Below are 17,956 nucleotides of genomic sequence, written 5' to 3' on the forward strand. Positions count from 1 at the left end.
GATAATGTTAGATCCTGTTTTACCAATAGCCTTATATTTAATGATTGGATACTTTTTCAAAATTTTTATAAAAGACAATTCTCAAGCTTTGGTTGATTTTGTTATATATTTTTCATTACCTGCAATGGTTTTTATAAAAATTTATCCGCTTGTTTTAGATTTAAAAATTTTAAATTTAATAATTATGTTCAATGTAATAATTCTACTTAATCTATTTTTGACATACTATATAGGAAAGTTTTTTAAATTTGATAAAAAAACATTAGCTACATTTATTGTTGTGGGGACTTTTGGTAATACTTCATTTATTGGTTTTTCGTATATTGATGCCTTTTATGGTCAAGATTATGTAGTATATGCTCTAATTTATGATTTGTTTGGTTCATTTTTACTTGTTGTTTCAATTGGTACAATTATTATAAACTGGGGAAGTGGACAAGTTGTGAAATTTAAAGCAATGACTAAAAAAGTGATTTTTTTTCCACCGATTATTATGTTTTTTGTAACAATATTTTTAAAACTTTTTACAGTTCCAGTGTTTGTACTAAATACTGCTGAAGCATTAGGTGCCACTTTAGTTCCACTTGCTATGATTGCAATTGGAATGAAACTAGAATTAAAAAACATCTTTTATAAATTTAAAACTACAACTTTACTTTTATCAATAAAAATGTTTCTAATGCCTATACTTGTACTCATAGGTTTTTCATTATTTTACAATATTGATGAGACTTGGAGCAAAGTTACAATTTTAGAAGTTGCAATGCCACCAATGACTACAGCAGTTATATTAGCTATTCAAGGTGGTTTAGATGAAAGATTGGCGGTTAATTCTTTAGTTTTGGGTGTTTTAATTTCACTTTTAAGTGTTACAGGTTTTTATTACTATTTAGCTTGAAGCTCAATGGTAAATAAAGCCCCTTTGCACTGAATATTCTTATATTCAAACTCACTATTTTCTGCTTTAATTGTACCGTTAAAACTTTTTTCAATAATAACTTTTGTCATATAAAGCCCAATACCTGTGCCATTATGTTCTTCTTTTGTGGTAAAGTTTTTTAAAAATATCTTTTTTAAAATATCTTTTTTTATTCCACCTGCATTATCTTTAATTTTTATAAAAATTGAATTATTAACTTTTTCCAAATTTATAAATATAAACTTTTTCTTATCCTCTTTATTTAAAGAAAATGCGTCTTTTGCATTTTGAAGAAGATTTAAAATTGCTTGTTTCAACTCATTTTTATATCCATAATAAGTTAAACTTTCATCTAAATCATATACAATTTCTATATTAACATCAGATAAGGAAGCATTAGTTATTGAAACACTTTGATTTATATTTTTTGCTAAATTAAACTCTTGAGGGGATTTTTCTATCTTATAAAAATCTCTAAAATCATCAATTGTATCAGAGAGATATTTAGTAGTATTTACAATTTTATTTAAACTTTCTATTGCATTATCTTTATTATACTTACCTAGCTCTATACTAAAGCTAAGTGCACTTGCAAGTGTAGATATCCCGCTTAAGGGTTGTCTCCATTGGTGTGCAATATTTCCAATCATCTCACCTAAAGAAGCCAATTTTGATTGATGAAAAATTATTGCAGATTTTTTTTCATTTTTATTTACTTCATATTCAACTTTTTTAGTTAATTCTTCATTTACAGTTTTTAATTCATCATTTAATTCTTTCAATTTAAGTAAGTCATTTTGAGTCTGATAAATTGATAAAGCTATTAATGAACTAGCCATAGATAAAGTATCTTTATCTTTTTCATTAAAATTAAAATTATTAGAATCATCAACTTTATTTATTAATTGAATGACCCCTAAACTCTTATTTTCAAGGGGATGTATTATTGGAGCTGTAATAATAGAGTGTGTTTTGTAATTATTTTCTTTGTCATACTCTTTAACACCTAAAAATTCATGCTTTTTTGTCTTGTATATATCATTAACTATTATTATTTTTTTACTTACATATGATTCAACAGCAAGGTATTTAGTACTTTTATCAAGTGGTAATTTTAGATTTTTTAATTTGTCATATTGTTGATAAATTTGTTCATAAGAGATGGAATCATTTTGAAATACATTAAAACTTAAAGATTCATCATCCGAAATATAAATTGTACCTGCTTCGGCACTAAGTATTTCCCTTATTTGTTTCAATATTTTATGTAATAATACATCGAAATCATCAATTTTAAAAAGCTTTAAATCATAAATGTTATAACTATTGTTTTTCTTTTTCATTACTTTTCTTTTTTGTTATTATAACTATTTTAATATCGTAAAACATAATATAACAAATTAAATTAAAACATTCCCTAAAGTAATTCTCTGACCTCTAATATAATCTATTGCACTAACTTCTTTTTTAGAAGGAGCTTGAAGTCTTCCAATTTTAATACTACCTTTTTTACAAGCAACTATTATACTAGAATCTTCAATTGATAAAATTTCACCTTCATTATTTATAGAATTACTTTCAACAAAAGAAATATCTTTTAATTTAAGTCCAGATTTTAGATAAATACCTGGCCAATAAGAATAAGCTTTATATTTTTGATAAACTTTTTTTGCATCATCAAAAATAATTTCACCATACTCTTTTTTTATCTTTTTACAAAAACTAACTTCTGCTTCATTTTGTTTTTTAGGATTTATTTTTTCAAAATTATCTAAAGTCTCAATAGTAAGCTTTGCAGCAATAGATGAAAGTTCTGAAAATAATTCAGCTACTTCCATCTCAAATGGGATTTTAAAATATTTTAATCCTAAAATATCACCGCTATCAAGTCCCTCTTCCATAAGCATAGAAGTAACTCCTGCATAAGTATCTGCATTTAGTAGTGACTCTTGAATAGGACTTGCACCTCTATAATTTGGTAATAAAGAAGCATGTAAATTAATACATGGCGCAATATCCAAAATTTCTTTTGGTAAAATTTGCCCATAAGCAGCCACTATAATAAAATCAGGATTTAAATCTTCTATTTGTTTTTTAGCTTCATCATTATTTTTCAATTTTTCAGGTTGAAAAATAGGAATATTTAAATTATTATCCAAACAAAATTGTTTTATATGAGGAGGAGTAATAAGTTGTTTTCGTCCAATTGGTTTATCAGGTTGAGTAAAAAGCCCTACTATTTCATAAGAATTATTTAAAATCTCCTCAAAAATTTTTGTAGCATAATCAGGAGTTCCCATAAAAAGTATTTTTTTACTCATCATTTTCCTTTATTTTTTAAATAGAGTTCCACTTTTATGATTTTCATGTAGTAAAAAATCATAGGCATTTGTTAAATCAAAACCTGAAGATAAATACATCATTTTTCCATTTTTTAATAAAAGATTTGCAGCTTTCAGTTTTGTAACAATTCCACCTGTTGCAAATTCAGAATTAGGAGTATGTTTCATCTCTAACTCTTCCTCTTCTAAATGAGTAACAATTTTTCTCATCTTAGCATTTGGATTTTCATGTGGATTACAATCATATAAACCATCAATATCAGAAAGAATTGCTAACATATCTGCTTCAAAAAAAACTGCTGCATGTGCACCTAATTGGTCATTATCTCCAATTAATAGCTCTTCATTTGCAATTACATCATTTTCATTTAAAATTGGAATAATATTATTTTGTAATAAAATTTCCATTACACCTTTTGCATTGGCAGATCTTTTTCTAGAATCAAAATCATCTGCAACAAGAAGCATTTGTGCACACTTAAAGCCATAATCAGCAAATCTTTTTTTATAATGTTTCATTAAAAGTGGTTGTCCAATTGCAGCAAGTGCTTGTCTATTTAAAACCTTAGTTTTATCAAGATTCAAAGTTGTGTTTCCAGCAGCAACTGCACCTGAAGAGACTAAGATTATTTCATATTTTTTTTCAATTTTTAATTTTGCTATTAAGTCAACTAAATTATTTAGTCGATCCATTGCTAGAAGATTGCCTTCTCTTAAGACAGCACTCCCAACTTTAATAACTAACCTTTTCATTTATTTACCTTGTCCTATTAAATTATATAAAGCAAATTTCAACGCACCAATATTTGTATGCGTTACAGATGATATTGGTAAAACAAAAAATGGCTTACTACTATCATATTTTTCATAAACAGTATCTTGTACATAATAAGGTAATTCTTTATTAAATCCAAACTCATTTGAAGTTGTAACTTCTAAGCCTAATTCATTAATAAATTTAATAATATCACCACTTAAATCTTCACCATAATAAGCATCTGTTTTTGTTAATGCTATGGCATAATTTCTTTGACTTAACTCTTCTGAGAATTTTTTTAACTCTTCTTTTAAAACATTAAATTGATCAAGTGTATTTCTATAATTTGTGATATCAATTGTAAAAAGTAAAGTTTTAGTTCTTTCAATATGTCTTAAAAACTCTAATCCTAAACCTTTTCCTTCACTTGCACCATCAATAATTCCTGGAATATCAGCCATTACAAATGAATTAAAATCACCTACTTCAACAACACCTAATTTAGGAGTTAATGTAGTAAATTCATAATTAGCAACTTCAGGAGTTGCATTTGATGTTGATGAAATTAAAGTTGATTTCCCAACATTTGGATATCCTACAAGTCCAACATCAGCTATTAGTTTTAATTCTAATCTTAAATTCAAAGTTTGTCCAGGAAGTCCTGGTTGAAAATATGTAGGTCTTTGATTTCTTGAATTTTTAAAGTGAGTATTTCCTAATCCACCTTTTCCACCTTCAAGTAAAAGTTTTTTGTCACCCTCTTCCAACAAATCCATAATAACTTCATTTGTATCATCATTTATTACTTGAGTTCCAGGAGGTACTATTAAAACTAAAGCTTCACCACTTTTACCAGTGCATCTACTTCCTAATCCTTGTTTTCCATTTTCAGCTTTAAGTTTATGCTTACCTTTGTAAAAAGACAAAGTGTCAGTGTTACTATCTACTAAAAAGTAAACATCTCCACCTTTCCCTCCATCTCCACCATCTGGTCCACCTTTTACAACAAATTTTTCTCTTCTAAAAGAGGCACAACCTTGTCCACCTTTACCCGATGAAACAGCAAATTTAACACTATCTATGAACATTACAAACCTTTTAAATATACATGTAATTATAATTATTACTAAACACAATCCTTTGTATTTAGTAATAATTATAAACTAAAAAAGGGTGTAGGCAAAAGCACTACACCCTTTAAAATAAACAAAAGTTAAACTGCTTACGAAGCGTAAACTGAAACTTTTTTTCTATCTTTATCTTTAACTTCGAATTTAACAACTCCGTCAATTAAAGCATAAATTGTGTGGTCTTTACCAATACCTACATTGTTACCAACGTGTACTTTTGTACCTCTTTGTCTTACAATGATGTTTCCAGCTTTTACTGTTTCCCCACCATATTTTTTAACTCCAAGTCTTCTACCAGCTGAGTCTCTATTATTCTGTGTACTACCTTGTCCCTTTTTGTGAGCCATAGTCTATCTCCTTATGCAGCTATTTTAGTAATTCTAATTTTTGTAAAGCTTCTTCTGAAACCTTTTTTTAATTTAGAATCTTTTCTTCTTCTTTTTTTGTAAATAAGAACTTTTCTGTCTCTATTTGCACCAGTACCATCTAATACTACTTCTGCTACTACTTTAGCAGTTGAGATAGCATCACCACATTTTAACTCTCCATTATTTACTGCTAATACATCAGTAATTTCTAGAGTTTCTTTTGCAGCTTTTCCAGTATAGTCGATATCGATGATATCACCTTCTGAAACTTTATACTGCTTACCACCACACTTTATAATTGCATACATATCTTTTCCTCTAACTTATCAATTCTTTAGTAACTTTTTCATTTAACGGGACGGAATGTTATCAAATGTTAGTTTAAATTAACTTTAAGCGAAAATTTATTACATATTTATTAAATCATCACTTGCAGCAATAACATCAATTTCTACCAATACATTTTTTGGTAAAGTTTTTACAGCAACAGTACTTCGTGCAGGTTTATGTTCACCGAAATATTCAGCATAGATTACATTAACAACACCAAAATCTTCCATATTTTCTAAATAAATTGTTGCTTTAATAACTTTGTCTAAAGAGCTATTTGCTTCTAATAAAACATTTTGTAAATTTGTTAAAACTTGATGAGTTTGTTTTTTAATATCTCTTTCCACTAATTGTCCCTCAGGAGTTAGTGCAATTTGTCCAGATGTATAAACTAAACCGTTATATTTTAATGCTTGTGAATATGGTCCAATTGCAGCTGGTGCATTTTCTGTTTGAATAATTTCCATTATAATTCCTTGATTTTTTATAATTCTACTTTAAAAAAAGTTTTACGACAATTAATTTTACAAATTATATGAGATTAATTTTCCACTTTTTAACATTGCTATATTATCTTTTATTTTTCTAATTAAAGAACTTTTTTCATTGAAAGTATATGTTTTATCATATAAAACTTCATTTAATTTATTTGAATAAAATTTTCCTAATAAAATTAAAATCTCTGCATTTAATCTTTCATCACTATAATCTTCTAATTTTTCATTTAATAAAATTGCATTTAATCTTACATCATTTATATCTGTAATTAATATTTCAAACTCATTTTTATGATATTCAAACATAGATGAGTCAATTACATCTAAAACTCTTGAGAGTCTTTGTTTATCATTTAAAATTGCTTTTATGATACAAAGTTCACCAATATCAACTTTAGAAAGTTCTACATTGTTATTTCTATTAGTACTTTTTTGAACCTTTATTAGATTTTCTCTAATATTTAATTTTTGTGCAATATACCTTGAATACTCATCATGATATATGGGATTTAAAGTGTTTAAAAACTCATTTACATCATGTAAAGCTTTTTGTTTATTTTGAGGGTCATTTAAATCATATTGAGAAATAATATGATCAATTGAAAAGGGAATAAAAGGTTTAGGTTTAGAAAATATTCTATTAAGTTCTTCAATTTTTCCATCTTTTACCATATCAGCTGGGTCAAAGCCCTTTTCAAAAATAATTACTCCACCTTCAAAATCATTATGTGACATAAGTTGTGAAGCCTTAAAAGCAGCATTAAGTCCAGCATTATCACCATCATATGCAACTATAACTTTTGGTTCACCACGTTTTAATATAGGTAAATGATCTTTTGTAAGAGCTGTTCCTAAAGTTGCTACTGCATTATCAAATCCAGCTTGATGTAACATAATTACATCCAAATAACCTTCTGTAATAATTATCTCTTTTCTTTTGTAAATTTTATCCTTAGATAAGTTATAACCATAAAGTAATCTTGATTTATTGAAAATTTTTGTTTGTGGGGAATTAATATATTTTGCGCTGTGTCCAGTTATTGTTCTTCCACCAAAACCAACCAATGAACCATTTAATGAATAAATTGGAAAAGTAATTCTCTCTATAAATCTTGCATATAAACCATTTGCCCCCGAATCAATTATTCCTAACTCTTTTGCATCTGCAAGATTTAAAAAATTTGACTTTAAAAAATTTATTGTTTCTGCTGAAGTTGGAGCATAACCGATTTCAAATTTTTCAATTGAAGATTCAAAAATACCTCTACTTTTTATATACTCTTTAGCAACATTATTATCAACAAAATTCTTCTGATAATATTTATTAATCTCTTGAATTACTTTTGTATCTTGTTTTTTCTCTTTTGTATCATCATAAGTAAGAGAAAAATTATTCATACTAGCTAATTTTTCAACAGCCTCTGGATATGAAAGTTTTTCATACTCCATAACAAATTTAATTGAATCTCCGCCAACTCCACAACCAAAACAGTGATATATCTGTTTTGCTGGACTTACTACAAAAGAAGGTGTACTTTCACCGTGAAAAGGACAACAAGCTTTAAAGTTAGCTCCAGATTTTTTTAATTGTAAAAATTGGGAAATTGTATCAACTATGTCAATATGGTTTTTTAAATTTTCAATGGAATCTTTGTTTATCATAAAAAAGATTATACAATTTAATCTCTTTGATTTTACAATTTAGATTTTTATATGTTCTATTATGATAATATTTATTCCAAATAAAAAACAAGGTTTAATAATTGCAATTAGCATTTGAGTATAGAGATCCACTTTTTGGAATTATTGTTCTTCTATTACTTATTTTTGTAATCTCATTTTTAACTTATACCTTTGGTGCATACAAAGAAAAAGTTGCTAGAAGAGAATACAGAAAACTTCTAAAACGTTTTGAATTAGGAAAACTAAAAGAAGAAGATTATGTACATCTATACAAAACATATAACCTACCCTTTGATTCTATTTTACTTTTAGCTTCAACATTTTTGCATAAAGGTGATTATACAAGAGCGATAACAGTTTATTTAGCACTATTGGAGCATGTAAAAGATAGAGTTAAAAAAGAAGAGCTTTTGGAACTTTTAGGTTCAACCTATTTTAAAGGTGGATTCTTACAAAGATCTAGAGAAATATTTTTAAAAATTTTAAAATTTTCTCCTAGAAATAAAGAAGCATTGAAATATTTACTTCTAATAAATGAAAAACTAAAAGATTATGAAAAAGCTTTAGATGTTATAAATTCACTTGAAGAGTTAGGTGTTGATACAATTAGAGATAGAATTTATATAGAAACATTAGTTTTATTGAATGACCCAATTATCTCATTTGATAAAAAAACAGAAAAACTTTATACATTTTTTAAATTAAATAAAATCATTGAAAGAATGTTGTTAGAATATTTATTACAATATAATAAAAAATTCTTCTGGGAAAATATTGAAAAATTTGATTTGACAAAAATAACAGATTTATTATGGTATCTAGATTTCAATGATATAGATTTTGATAAAGTTGAAAATGATCAAATGTTAAAAGAGTTATACAATGCAAAAGGTTATTTAAATAATTTAGAAAAAAGTGATGATTTTAATTTAGAGATATTAATACTAATTAAACAAAATAAGACAGATTTGAATGCTGATTTAAATTTTGATTTTTTATGTACTTCTTGTAAAAAGACTCTTCCAATATATTCTACAAGATGTCCACACTGTCATAATACATTAACATTTAAAGTAAAACATAGTTTAATTAAGGGAACAAGTGAAAAAAATCAATCTCTACAGTGATGGTTCATCGTTAGGAAATCCAGGTCCAGGTGGATATGGAACTATCTTAGAATATAATGGAAAGAAAAAAGAACTTAGTGGAGGTGAAAATAATACTACAAATAATAGAATGGAATTAAAAGGTGTTATTGAAGGTTTAAAGGCACTAAAGGAGAGTTGTGATGTACATATAATTTCAGACTCAACTTATGTAGTAAAAGGTATAAATGAGTGGTTAAGTTCATGGATAAAAAATGGCTGGAAATCATCAACAAAAAAACCTGTAAAAAATGATGATTTATGGAAAGAGTATGTTGAAGTGGCACAAAGACATAAAATAGTTGCTTCATGGGTAAGAGGCCATGCTGGTCATGAAGAAAATGAAAGATGTGATATACTTGCAAAAGAATTCGCACAAAATATAAAGGAAAAAGATGAATGATTATTTTAATTTAGAAAAGTGCCTGGATTATCAGTTTAAGAATAAAGATCTGATAGTCGAAGCACTTACCCATAAAAGTTTTAAAAAACCATACAATAATGAAAGATTGGAATTTCTAGGAGATGCCGTTTTAAATTTAATTGTTGGTGAATATTTATACAAAAAGTTTCCTGCATCAAATGAAGGTGATTTATCAAAAATAAGAGCATCATTGGTAAATGAAACTGGTTTTACAAAATTGGCAAATGAGATTAAACTAGGTGATTACATATATTTATCTGTTGCTGAAGAGAGAAATAAAGGTAGAAGTAAAGCTTCTATTTTATCTGACGCGTTTGAAGCAATTATGGGAGCAATCTATTTAGAATCAGGCTTAGAAACATTAAAACCAATTATTTTAAATTTATTAGAAAAGTCATATGACAAAATTAATTTAGATGTATTATTTAGTGATTATAAAACTGCTCTTCAAGAGATAACTCAAGCAGAATTTGGTTCAATTCCAGAGTATAAAATTGAAGGTTCTTATGGACCTGACCATAAAAAAGAGTTTGAAGTATCTATTTGGATAAATAATGAGTGTTATGGTCAAGCAATAGGGAAAAGTAAAAAATTAGCACAACAAGCTGTTGCAAAAATAGCTTTAGATAAATTAAAAGGTTAATAATATAATGAATAGTTTTGGGCAAAAGTTTAGATTCTCAACTTTTGGTGAGAGTCATGGAAATGCACTTGGTTGTATAGTTGATGGCGTTCCAGCTGGAATAAAAATCGATGAAAAATTTATACAATCAGAAATGGATAGAAGAAAACCTGGTAAAAATGAGTTTGCAACAGCTAGAAAAGAAGCTGACAAAGTAGAGATTTTATCAGGTGTTTTTGAAGGTCAAACAACAGGAACACCAATCGCAATGGTAATATTTAATGAAAATCAGAAAAGCAAAGATTATTCAAATATAAAAGACCTATTTAGACCAGGTCATGCTGATTTTACCTATTATCATAAATACGGCTTAAGAGATTACAGAGGTGGAGGAAGAAGTAGTGCAAGGGAAACGGCGGCAAGAGTTGCTGCTGGTGCAATTGCAAAACTTATTTTAAATGAGTTAAATATTGAAGTAAGAAGTGGAATTTATGCAATTGATGGAATTGAATCATCAACTTTTGATTTTGATTATGCAAAAACTTCAGATATATATTCACTTGATAAAAACAAAGAAGATTTTCAAAAAGAGGCAATATTAAATGCCAAAAACTCTCATAATAGCGTAGGTGGAGTAGCACTTGTAAATGTAAAAAATGCCCCTATTGGCTTAGGTGAACCTTTATATTATAGACTTGATGCCCAAATTGCAGCTGCTATGATGGGAATAAATGCTGTAAAAGCTGTAGAAATTGGGGATGGAATTGATTCAAGTAAAGTAAAAGGTTATGATAATAATGACCAAATAGATAAAAATGGCTTCAAAACAAATCACTCTGGAGGTATCTTAGGTGGTATTTCAAATGGAGATGATATAAATGTAAAAGTTTATTTTAAAGCTACGCCATCTGTATTTTTAAAACAACAAAGTATAGATATCAATAACAATGAAGTTTCATGTGAACTTAAAGGAAGACATGACCCATGTGTTGCAATTAGAGGTTCAATTGTTGCTGAATCTATGATGGCAATTGTACTTGCTGATATGGTTATGTTAAATATGAGTAGCAACATAAATAACTTAAAAAAAATCTACAGTTAAAAGATATTAAAGCAAAGGTTTTGTAATATTTACTTAACCTTTACTTTGGTTAAGTTGAAAGGTAGAAGCTGGTTTATCCCAGCTTTTTTTTTGATTGATTTTTTGAAATTAGATTTAAAAGATTTGTAAAAACCAAAAAAAAAGATAAATTGTATTCAAGTGGTTTTTACAAAACGAAAGGGCGCTTACTAAACTTAAATCTTGAAGGGGAGGAGAGATAAGTTTAATAATGTATGTTACCTGCTAGATTTCAAATTAATAACAAAGGAGCTAAAGATTTATAAATACTGTAAAAATATTTAGATAAATTTTACTTTCTAACAATAATGAACATATGACAGGAATTATATCAATATATTGAACATATGTCAAGTATTTTTATGCTATAATTATAAATTATTTAAGGTAAACAATGGCAAGAGATAAATTAAAACGAAAATTAGAGCTTGTACCCGTGTGCAAATACTTCGGTCCTAAAGATATTGTAGCAAAAGAAGATATAGTATTACTCCATGAAGAATTAGAAGCAATACATTTAATGGATTCATTTTGTATGTATCAAGAAGATGCAGCAAAAAAAATGAATGTATCAAGAGCAACATTTGCAAGAATTGTAAAAAGTGCTAGAAAAAAGATTTCTTTAGCATTGGTTACAGGAAGTAATATAAAAGTTCATGAAATAAATAATGAATTTCATCTTGCCGTTTGTTCTAATTCAAATACAGAAATAGAGTATTCAAATGAAAATGCTCCATATATTTGGATATATTTTATAAAAGATTATAAACTAAAATCACAAAATTGTATAATGAATCCAGTATATAAAAATGAAGATGAAATAGCTTGTAACATACTACCTGAACTTTTACATGATTATCAAGTAAATTACTTCTTGATAAAAGATATAGACTATGATTTAAAGATTTCTCTTATTGCAAAAGGAATTTATCCTATTTTGCAAGATTGTGTTGATTTGGATACTATGGTAAGTATTTTTCAATAACTTACCTTTTTAATTCAAATTTTAACTCTTCCAATCTTGCAATTCTATCTTCTGTAGTTGGATGAGTTCTAAATAAATTCCCAAATTTTATATCTCGTCCTGAAAATGGATTTACAATAAACATATGTGCTGTTTCTTCCGTTGCTTCATTAATTTGTCCTGTTTTAGCATAACTTTCTAATTTTGATAAAGCACTTTGTAGTCCTGCTGGGTCATTAGTAAGTCTAGCAGCTCCCTCATCTGCTAAAAACTCACGACTTCTACTTACTGTCATTTGAATAATAGAAGCTGCAATTGGCAAAATTATTGCCATTAAAAGCATAATTGCCGGATGTACTCCTTGACGATTATTATTTCCTCCAAACATAGATGAAAATTGCATAAAATTTGCAATCATAGCAATTGCTCCAGCAAAAACAGCTGCAATTGTTCCTATTAAAATATCATAATGTCTAATATGTGATAACTCATGGGCAATAACACCTTCAATTTCACGCTCATTTAACAAATCAACTAAACCTTGTGTCACAGCAACTGCTGAGTTTTGATGATTTCTTCCAGTTGCAAAAGCATTTGGAACTCTATCTGGTATTATATAAACCTTTGGCATAGGAAGGTTTGCTTTGTATGTTAATTTTTCAACTATTTTATAAATATAATTTTTTCTATCTTCTATTAAAACTGCATTATAATGACTTAGAACATGTTTATCTGAGTAATAATAAGCATAAAAATTCATAGCTCCTGCAATTAAAAAAGCAATAAGTGCACCATTTGCACCACCAAAAGAAAATCCAATAAAGACGAACAATACTGTTAAAAGTGTTAAAAAAAAGATTGTCTTTATTTGTTCCATGTTTCTACTCCTTAGTAAAATTATATTAGTATTCTATAATCTTTTTTATAAAAGGAAAAATAGATGAAAAAACTATATTTGTTAAGACATGCAAAATCATCTTGGGAAAATTTAGATTTAGAGGATTTTGATAGACCTTTAAATAACAGAGGAAAAAATCAACTATTGTATATGAAAGAGTTTATTATAAAAAATAAAATTAAACCAGAACTTATCTTATGTAGTACATCAAATAGAACAAAACTAACAAACAAAGGTATTTTTAATAAAGAAAATACAATTTATATGGATAATTTATACCATGCGTCAAATAAAGAACTACAAAGGATAATAAAAAGTATAGATAACAAAATAAATAATATAATGATTATAGGGCATAATCCTGGACTTAATGAATTTGCATATGAACTAATTAATTTTCAAAAAAATATTCAAACAGCAAGCCTACTTGAAATAGATATTTTAGTAAATAATTGGGATGAAATAAATAGTAAAAATTCAAGATTTGTTTCATATACTAATCCACCTAAGAAAACTTAAAAAATTTTTTAAGTTTTTATATTATTTCTAGTAAAATTTATTTAAAATTTAAATAATAGAAATATAACTGGGAAAAATATGAAAACACTTTATATAATGCGACATCCACATAAAGAAGTAGCTAAACCAAATCAAGATGACTTTGATATAAAATTATCACCAGAAGGAATAGAAGAAGCAAAAAAAGTTGCTCAAAACTTACATTCACTAAATATAAAACCAGATTTAATAGTAGCAAGTCCAGCTAATCGAACAAGAGAAACAGCAGAAATAGTTTCAGAAATATTAAACTATGAAAAAAATGTCATGTATAATGAGGTTCTTTTTCAAGCTTATGTTAATGAACTCATGGAAACGATATCTTATACTTTTGATACTGTAAATGAAATGCTTTTAATAGGACACAATCCATCTTTAACAGCATTAACAATAACTTTAAACGTATATAGGGAAGAGATAAAGCCAGGAGAAGTTATAAAAATAGAGTTTGATACAACTTCATGGATAGATATTTCAAAAGAAAATGCAAGATTTATTTGGATTGAAAAACCTATTTATAATAACTTCTTAAAAATCTAAAAGTTTCCCAGCTAAATTACCGCTTGAAAAAGACCATTGGAGATTGTAACCTCCACAAGGTCCATCTAAATCAACTACTTCACCACAAAAATAAAGACCTTTTATGATTTTGCTTTGCATTGTTTTGGGATTAATCTCTTTTAAACTAACTCCACCTCGTGTTATCATAGCTTGTTTAAATCCCACATGGTCAACAATAGTTAAAGGAGTTGATACAAGATATTTTATAAGTTTATCTCTTATTTGCCCTTGTAAATCTTTAAACTTTTTATCAACCTCTACCCCACTTAAAATACAAAGTTCATTTGCAACAGATGGAGGGAGTAAAGAACTAATATTTTCTAAAATAGTTGAATCAGGATTGGCTTTAATCTCACTATTTATATGTACCCTCACCTCTTCTTCATTTTTCCCTTTAATCATATTGATTAAAAGTGGAACTTCGCCATACTTTTCTAAAAAAGGTGTAACTTCTCTTGAAAAATCCAAAACTACAGGACCTCTTATACCCTTTGATGTAAAAATCAAATCCCCAACAGCTTTAAGTTTTTTGGCTTTTGGTAAATCAATTCTAAGTTCTGCTTTTGCTATAGTATCTGCTTTACAGTTTTCTACCCATTTTTCTTTTGAAATAAGTGGTAACATTGCAGGATATAAATCAGTAACCTTATGTCCTAACTCTTTGGCAAATGTAAATCCATCACCATTGGCACCAAGCATTGGATAACCTAAACCTCCTGTTGCAACTACTACATTTGGACTTAAAAATTTTTCATCTGAAGTTTGTACACCTACTATTGACTCATCTTCAAATAATAATGTCTGTGCCTTTGTATTAGTTTTTATCTCTACACCAACACGCATAAGTTCATCTTCTAAAGCTTTTATAATAGTTGAAGAATTATGTGTAATAGGAAAAACCCTAAAGCCATCTGGAATATGTGTTTCAACACCTATTTCTTTAAAAAAATTCATCAAATCTTTATAATCAAAAGAATCAAGAGCGTCCATCATAAAGCGACCATTTCGACCAAATGAGTTCATAAAATCAGAATTATCAAGGGTATTTGTAAGATTACATCGCCCACCACCAGTAGCTTTTAGTTTAGGACCTAGTTTCTCTTGCTGTTCAAGTAATAAAACACTCTTGCCATCCCTAGCAGCTCTAATACCAGCAATCATCCCCGCAGCCCCAGAGCCAATTACTATCAAATCATAAGTTTTCATTTATTTCCTATTATTCTAAACTACTAAAAATTGCCGAGGTTATAGATTCTAATTCAATCTAGAACTATCAAAAATAGTTGTAGTGGTGCAGATTTTTAGTGCAATTCAAGACGATAATTTTATTTAATGAAGGAGCTTACTAAAGTAAGTGAGTTTATTAAATAAAATTATCAACGCAGAAGTGTGCAAAAAGATGTACCACTACGGCTATTTTTATTTTCCGAGACAGAAAGCACCAAACATCACATCTAGCATCTGGTCATTTTCATATGGTCTTGTAATTAAAGAGATATTTTCTATTGCTTCGTGTATATGGTGAGCAAAAAACTCTAATTCACCTGTTTTGATTGGTGTTTTAGCCTCAATGATATGATATAAAGTTTTCTCTACAGCATCTACTTGTCTTTTTGAGATTAATGTCATATTATCATCATGGGAATTATTATCTAAAATCTTTTCTATTTTTTCTATCAAACTATTTATGCTATTTTTTGTACTAAGTTCTATATGCTCATCATTTAAAACTGATTTATCAAATTTTGATTCTAAATCAATTTTATTTAATACTACTATTTTTTCTTTATTTTCAATATCATCTAAAATAGTTAAAATCTTTTTATCTTCCTCATCACAAACTTTTGAATTATCAAAAAGCGAAATAATTATATCTGCTTCTTCAACAGCACTCAAAGATTTTTCTATTCCAATTCTTTCAATTGTATCACTAGCTTCTCTTATACCTGCTGTATCAACTATTTTGATAATATGAGTACCAATTTTAACTGACTCTTCTATTGTATCTCTTGTAGTACCTGCAATATCACTAATGATTGCTCTATCAAAGTTTAGAAGTTTATTTAAAAGTGAAGATTTTCCAACATTTGGCTTACCAATAATTGCCACTTTAAAACCTTCTATTAAGCCTTCTCTTCTTTTACTTGACTCTAATGTATCAGATAGTTTTATTATTATTTTTTCTAATTTTTTTTCAATTTGATCAAAAATATCTTCTGGTAAATCTTCTTCTGCATAATCTATGCTAACTTCTGTGTAAGCTAACATAAAAAGTAAATCTTCCCTAATATCATTTACAAAAGATGTAAGTTCACCTTTTAATTGACGTGCCAATAATTTAACAGCATCTTCACTTCTAGCTTCAATAAGTTTTGCTATTGCTTCTGCTTTTGACAAATCTATTTTATTATTTAAAAAAGCTCTTTTAGAAAACTCTCCTGGATTTGCTAACCTACAACCTAATTTTATAAGTTCATTTAATATGATATTTGAAATAGCAATACCACCATGGCATTGAAACTCAACAATATCTTCACCCGTAAAAGAGTGTGGGTTTTTAAAGTAGATTAATAAAGCTTCATCTATGATTTCATCATTACTATTATATACATTTGATAGTGTTGCTAATCTTGGAGTTAGGGAATTTTTTTTTGAAAGAGTTAGAGCAAATGATAAAGCATCTTTACCACTTACTCTAATTATTGAAATTGAGCCAACACCGTTGGCTGTTGCAATTGCTGCAATTGTGTCTAGTGAATCCATAAGTATTAATTACTTCTATATTCATTTACCAATACGTATTTGTCACCTTTAACATTTGTCTTAACTGCTACGTATTTATTAGGGAACTCTTCTCTTAATCTTTTTAATGCAATATGAACTAAAATTCCATCTAGTGGTTTAGTTTTATATGTTCCATTTTCTTTTATTGTCTCAATAACTGGAATTAAATAGTTATATATAGCCTCTTCTTGATTTTTTAGAAATTCTGCTACTTCAAGTCTTAACATAAGACCATATTTTTCATTTATCCAATTAAATAAAATATAAGATAATGCTTTATATCGATATCCCTCTTTACCAATTAATAAAGCTGAATCTTTACCATTGAACTCAATATAAAGTGTCTCTTCATCATAAAAATCAACTTCAATTTCATCAATTTCATAACAGGTATTTTGAAATAACAAATTAACATCTTTTTTTACTTCAGATATTATCTCTTCTTTGTCTTTTTTTATAACTATTTTAGCAATTTCATCTTTTTGATTATTTTCTGTATAAAAGTTATTAAAGATTTGTTCTTTACCTTCTACGTGAGGAACTTTTGTATGATTTTGAACTTTTTCTTTTTTGATTTCTTTTGTTGTATTTGCAATTTTTTCAGATACATCTTGAATATTTATATTACTTTTTTTATATTTTGTATCTTTGTAGTTTTTTTTGAATTCTTTTTTAGGTCTTCTTTTTAACTGGGCAGTTACAATTGCACCTTTTTTTCCAAAGCCAAGAAAACCTTTACTTGGCTGTTGGATAATCTCTATTTCTAAATCAATAATGGAACAATTAAATTCATTTGATGCTAATTCATAAACTTCTTCTAATGTTTTTGCTTCAAATTTTTTCATATTTATTTC

At 27.5% G+C, this 17,956-nt stretch carries 20 protein-coding genes; 8 read left to right on the forward strand and 12 right to left on the reverse strand.

All coding sequences use genetic code 11. The features are described from left to right. Positions 1-4: 4 nt before the first annotated feature. A complete protein-coding gene (locus tag ACQY5W_RS05730; RefSeq protein WP_428023996.1) occupies positions 5-898 on the forward strand; it encodes an AEC family transporter in 894 nt (297 codons plus the stop codon). Here the strand turns inward: ACQY5W_RS05730 and ACQY5W_RS05735 are convergent. From ACQY5W_RS05735 to dnaG, 8 genes are all read right to left on the reverse strand, one after another. Next, positions 886-2,262 carry a GAF domain-containing sensor histidine kinase gene (locus ACQY5W_RS05735; RefSeq protein WP_428023997.1) on the reverse strand — a complete coding sequence of 459 codons (1,377 nt, stop codon included), beginning with the start codon at positions 2,260-2,262 and terminating at the stop codon, positions 886-888. The two genes, ACQY5W_RS05730 and ACQY5W_RS05735, sit on opposite strands and share 13 nt — an antisense overlap. A gap of 57 nt (positions 2,263-2,319) precedes the next feature. Then, on the reverse strand, positions 2,320-3,240 hold the full coding sequence (fmt, locus tag ACQY5W_RS05740) for a methionyl-tRNA formyltransferase (RefSeq protein WP_428023998.1): 921 nt from the start codon (positions 3,238-3,240) through the stop codon (positions 2,320-2,322). Positions 3,241-3,249: 9 nt separating this feature from the next. Then, entirely contained in the window at positions 3,250-4,014 is a 765-nt protein-coding gene (gene proB / locus ACQY5W_RS05745) for a glutamate 5-kinase (protein WP_428023999.1), read from the reverse strand. Then, positions 4,015-5,106 (reverse strand): GTPase ObgE, encoded by a 1,092-nt coding sequence (gene obgE, locus ACQY5W_RS05750; protein WP_428024000.1) that lies wholly within the window; start codon positions 5,104-5,106, stop codon positions 4,015-4,017. It lies immediately after the preceding gene. Positions 5,107-5,240: 134 nt separating this feature from the next. Beyond that, complete coding sequence (gene rpmA / locus ACQY5W_RS05755) at positions 5,241-5,495, reverse strand: 50S ribosomal protein L27 (RefSeq protein WP_428024001.1); 255 nt, start codon at positions 5,493-5,495, stop codon at positions 5,241-5,243. An 11-nt stretch (positions 5,496-5,506) separates the two neighbouring features. After that, positions 5,507-5,824, reverse strand: coding sequence for a 50S ribosomal protein L21 (gene rplU / locus ACQY5W_RS05760; RefSeq protein ID WP_428024002.1), 318 nt, complete (start codon positions 5,822-5,824; stop codon positions 5,507-5,509). A gap of 99 nt (positions 5,825-5,923) precedes the next feature. Then, positions 5,924-6,313, reverse strand: a complete 390-nt coding sequence (locus tag ACQY5W_RS05765; protein WP_428024003.1) for a RidA family protein — start codon at positions 6,311-6,313, stop codon at positions 5,924-5,926. Between the two features lie 57 nt (positions 6,314-6,370). Next, the gene (gene dnaG, locus ACQY5W_RS05770; protein ID WP_428024004.1) at positions 6,371-8,005 is read right to left on the reverse strand and encodes a DNA primase; all 1,635 of its coding nucleotides are present in this window, start codon (positions 8,003-8,005) and stop codon (positions 6,371-6,373) included. A gap of 101 nt (positions 8,006-8,106) precedes the next feature. Here dnaG and ACQY5W_RS05775 point away from each other — a divergent pair, with 101 nt between their 5' ends. The 5 genes from ACQY5W_RS05775 (at position 8,107) to ACQY5W_RS05795 (ending at position 12,322) form a co-directional block, all read left to right on the forward strand. Continuing rightward, the gene (locus tag ACQY5W_RS05775; protein ID WP_428024005.1) at positions 8,107-9,153 is read left to right on the forward strand and encodes a tetratricopeptide repeat protein; all 1,047 of its coding nucleotides are present in this window, start codon (positions 8,107-8,109) and stop codon (positions 9,151-9,153) included. After that, on the forward strand, positions 9,128-9,574 hold the full coding sequence (rnhA, locus tag ACQY5W_RS05780; protein ID WP_428024006.1) for a ribonuclease HI: 447 nt from the start codon (positions 9,128-9,130) through the stop codon (positions 9,572-9,574). The genes ACQY5W_RS05775 and rnhA overlap by 26 nt, the downstream gene beginning before the upstream one ends. Beyond that, positions 9,567-10,238, forward strand: coding sequence for a ribonuclease III (gene rnc / locus ACQY5W_RS05785; protein WP_428024007.1), 672 nt, complete (start codon positions 9,567-9,569; stop codon positions 10,236-10,238). The genes rnhA and rnc overlap by 8 nt, the downstream gene beginning before the upstream one ends. 7 nt (positions 10,239-10,245) lie before the next feature. Beyond that, positions 10,246-11,319, forward strand: coding sequence for a chorismate synthase (gene aroC / locus ACQY5W_RS05790; protein WP_428024008.1), 1,074 nt, complete (start codon positions 10,246-10,248; stop codon positions 11,317-11,319). Positions 11,320-11,731: 412 nt separating this feature from the next. Then, positions 11,732-12,322 (forward strand): DUF134 domain-containing protein, encoded by a 591-nt coding sequence (locus ACQY5W_RS05795; protein WP_428024009.1) that lies wholly within the window; start codon positions 11,732-11,734, stop codon positions 12,320-12,322. 1 nt (position 12,323) lies between these two features. On the opposite strand, the gene htpX is transcribed toward ACQY5W_RS05795, so the two are convergent. Further along, positions 12,324-13,178 carry a zinc metalloprotease HtpX gene (htpX, locus tag ACQY5W_RS05800; protein WP_428024010.1) on the reverse strand — a complete coding sequence of 285 codons (855 nt, stop codon included), beginning with the start codon at positions 13,176-13,178 and terminating at the stop codon, positions 12,324-12,326. A gap of 63 nt (positions 13,179-13,241) precedes the next feature. Between htpX and ACQY5W_RS05805 the strand changes: the two genes are divergently transcribed. Continuing rightward, positions 13,242-13,718 (forward strand): SixA phosphatase family protein, encoded by a 477-nt coding sequence (locus tag ACQY5W_RS05805; RefSeq protein ID WP_428024011.1) that lies wholly within the window; start codon positions 13,242-13,244, stop codon positions 13,716-13,718. Between the two features lie 78 nt (positions 13,719-13,796). Then, entirely contained in the window at positions 13,797-14,297 is a 501-nt protein-coding gene (locus tag ACQY5W_RS05810; RefSeq protein WP_428024012.1) for a SixA phosphatase family protein, read from the forward strand. Here the strand turns inward: ACQY5W_RS05810 and ACQY5W_RS05815 are convergent. The 3 genes from ACQY5W_RS05815 to ACQY5W_RS05825 form a co-directional block, all read right to left on the reverse strand. Beyond that, a complete protein-coding gene (locus ACQY5W_RS05815; protein ID WP_428024013.1) occupies positions 14,286-15,524 on the reverse strand; it encodes an NAD(P)/FAD-dependent oxidoreductase in 1,239 nt (412 codons plus the stop codon). The two genes, ACQY5W_RS05810 and ACQY5W_RS05815, sit on opposite strands and share 12 nt — an antisense overlap. Positions 15,525-15,737: 213 nt before the next feature. Continuing rightward, complete coding sequence (gene mnmE, locus ACQY5W_RS05820; RefSeq protein ID WP_428024014.1) at positions 15,738-17,081, reverse strand: tRNA uridine-5-carboxymethylaminomethyl(34) synthesis GTPase MnmE; 1,344 nt, start codon at positions 17,079-17,081, stop codon at positions 15,738-15,740. A 5-nt stretch (positions 17,082-17,086) separates the two neighbouring features. Continuing rightward, positions 17,087-17,947, reverse strand: a complete 861-nt coding sequence (locus ACQY5W_RS05825; protein WP_428024015.1) for a Jag N-terminal domain-containing protein — start codon at positions 17,945-17,947, stop codon at positions 17,087-17,089. Positions 17,948-17,956 lie beyond the last annotated feature (9 nt).

This window comes from Arcobacter sp. (genome assembly GCF_050300555.1).
In the GTDB taxonomy this organism is placed as follows: Bacteria; Campylobacterota; Campylobacteria; order Campylobacterales; family Arcobacteraceae; genus Arcobacter.

What these genes read in the sequence shown, in the direction of transcription:
- ACQY5W_RS05730 (WP_428023996.1), top strand. Translation starts at nt 5, where the DNA reads ATGTTAGATCCTGTTTTACCAATAGCCTTATATTTAATGATTGGATAC.
- ACQY5W_RS05735 (WP_428023997.1), bottom strand. Translation starts at nt 2,262, where the DNA reads ATGAAAAAGAAAAACAATAGTTATAACATTTATGATTTAAAGCTTTTT.
- fmt (WP_428023998.1), bottom strand. Translation starts at nt 3,240, where the DNA reads ATGAGTAAAAAAATACTTTTTATGGGAACTCCTGATTATGCTACAAAA.
- proB (WP_428023999.1), bottom strand. Translation starts at nt 4,014, where the DNA reads ATGAAAAGGTTAGTTATTAAAGTTGGGAGTGCTGTCTTAAGAGAAGGC.
- obgE (WP_428024000.1), bottom strand. Translation starts at nt 5,106, where the DNA reads ATGTTCATAGATAGTGTTAAATTTGCTGTTTCATCGGGTAAAGGTGGA.
- rpmA (WP_428024001.1), bottom strand. Translation starts at nt 5,495, where the DNA reads ATGGCTCACAAAAAGGGACAAGGTAGTACACAGAATAATAGAGACTCA.
- rplU (WP_428024002.1), bottom strand. Translation starts at nt 5,824, where the DNA reads ATGTATGCAATTATAAAGTGTGGTGGTAAGCAGTATAAAGTTTCAGAA.
- ACQY5W_RS05765 (WP_428024003.1), bottom strand. Translation starts at nt 6,313, where the DNA reads ATGGAAATTATTCAAACAGAAAATGCACCAGCTGCAATTGGACCATAT.
- dnaG (WP_428024004.1), bottom strand. Translation starts at nt 8,005, where the DNA reads ATGATAAACAAAGATTCCATTGAAAATTTAAAAAACCATATTGACATA.
- rnc (WP_428024007.1), top strand. Translation starts at nt 9,567, where the DNA reads ATGAATGATTATTTTAATTTAGAAAAGTGCCTGGATTATCAGTTTAAG.
- aroC (WP_428024008.1), top strand. Translation starts at nt 10,246, where the DNA reads ATGAATAGTTTTGGGCAAAAGTTTAGATTCTCAACTTTTGGTGAGAGT.
- ACQY5W_RS05795 (WP_428024009.1), top strand. Translation starts at nt 11,732, where the DNA reads ATGGCAAGAGATAAATTAAAACGAAAATTAGAGCTTGTACCCGTGTGC.
- htpX (WP_428024010.1), bottom strand. Translation starts at nt 13,178, where the DNA reads ATGGAACAAATAAAGACAATCTTTTTTTTAACACTTTTAACAGTATTG.
- ACQY5W_RS05805 (WP_428024011.1), top strand. Translation starts at nt 13,242, where the DNA reads ATGAAAAAACTATATTTGTTAAGACATGCAAAATCATCTTGGGAAAAT.
- ACQY5W_RS05810 (WP_428024012.1), top strand. Translation starts at nt 13,797, where the DNA reads ATGAAAACACTTTATATAATGCGACATCCACATAAAGAAGTAGCTAAA.
- ACQY5W_RS05815 (WP_428024013.1), bottom strand. Translation starts at nt 15,524, where the DNA reads ATGAAAACTTATGATTTGATAGTAATTGGCTCTGGGGCTGCGGGGATG.
- mnmE (WP_428024014.1), bottom strand. Translation starts at nt 17,081, where the DNA reads ATGGATTCACTAGACACAATTGCAGCAATTGCAACAGCCAACGGTGTT.
- ACQY5W_RS05825 (WP_428024015.1), bottom strand. Translation starts at nt 17,947, where the DNA reads ATGAAAAAATTTGAAGCAAAAACATTAGAAGAAGTTTATGAATTAGCA.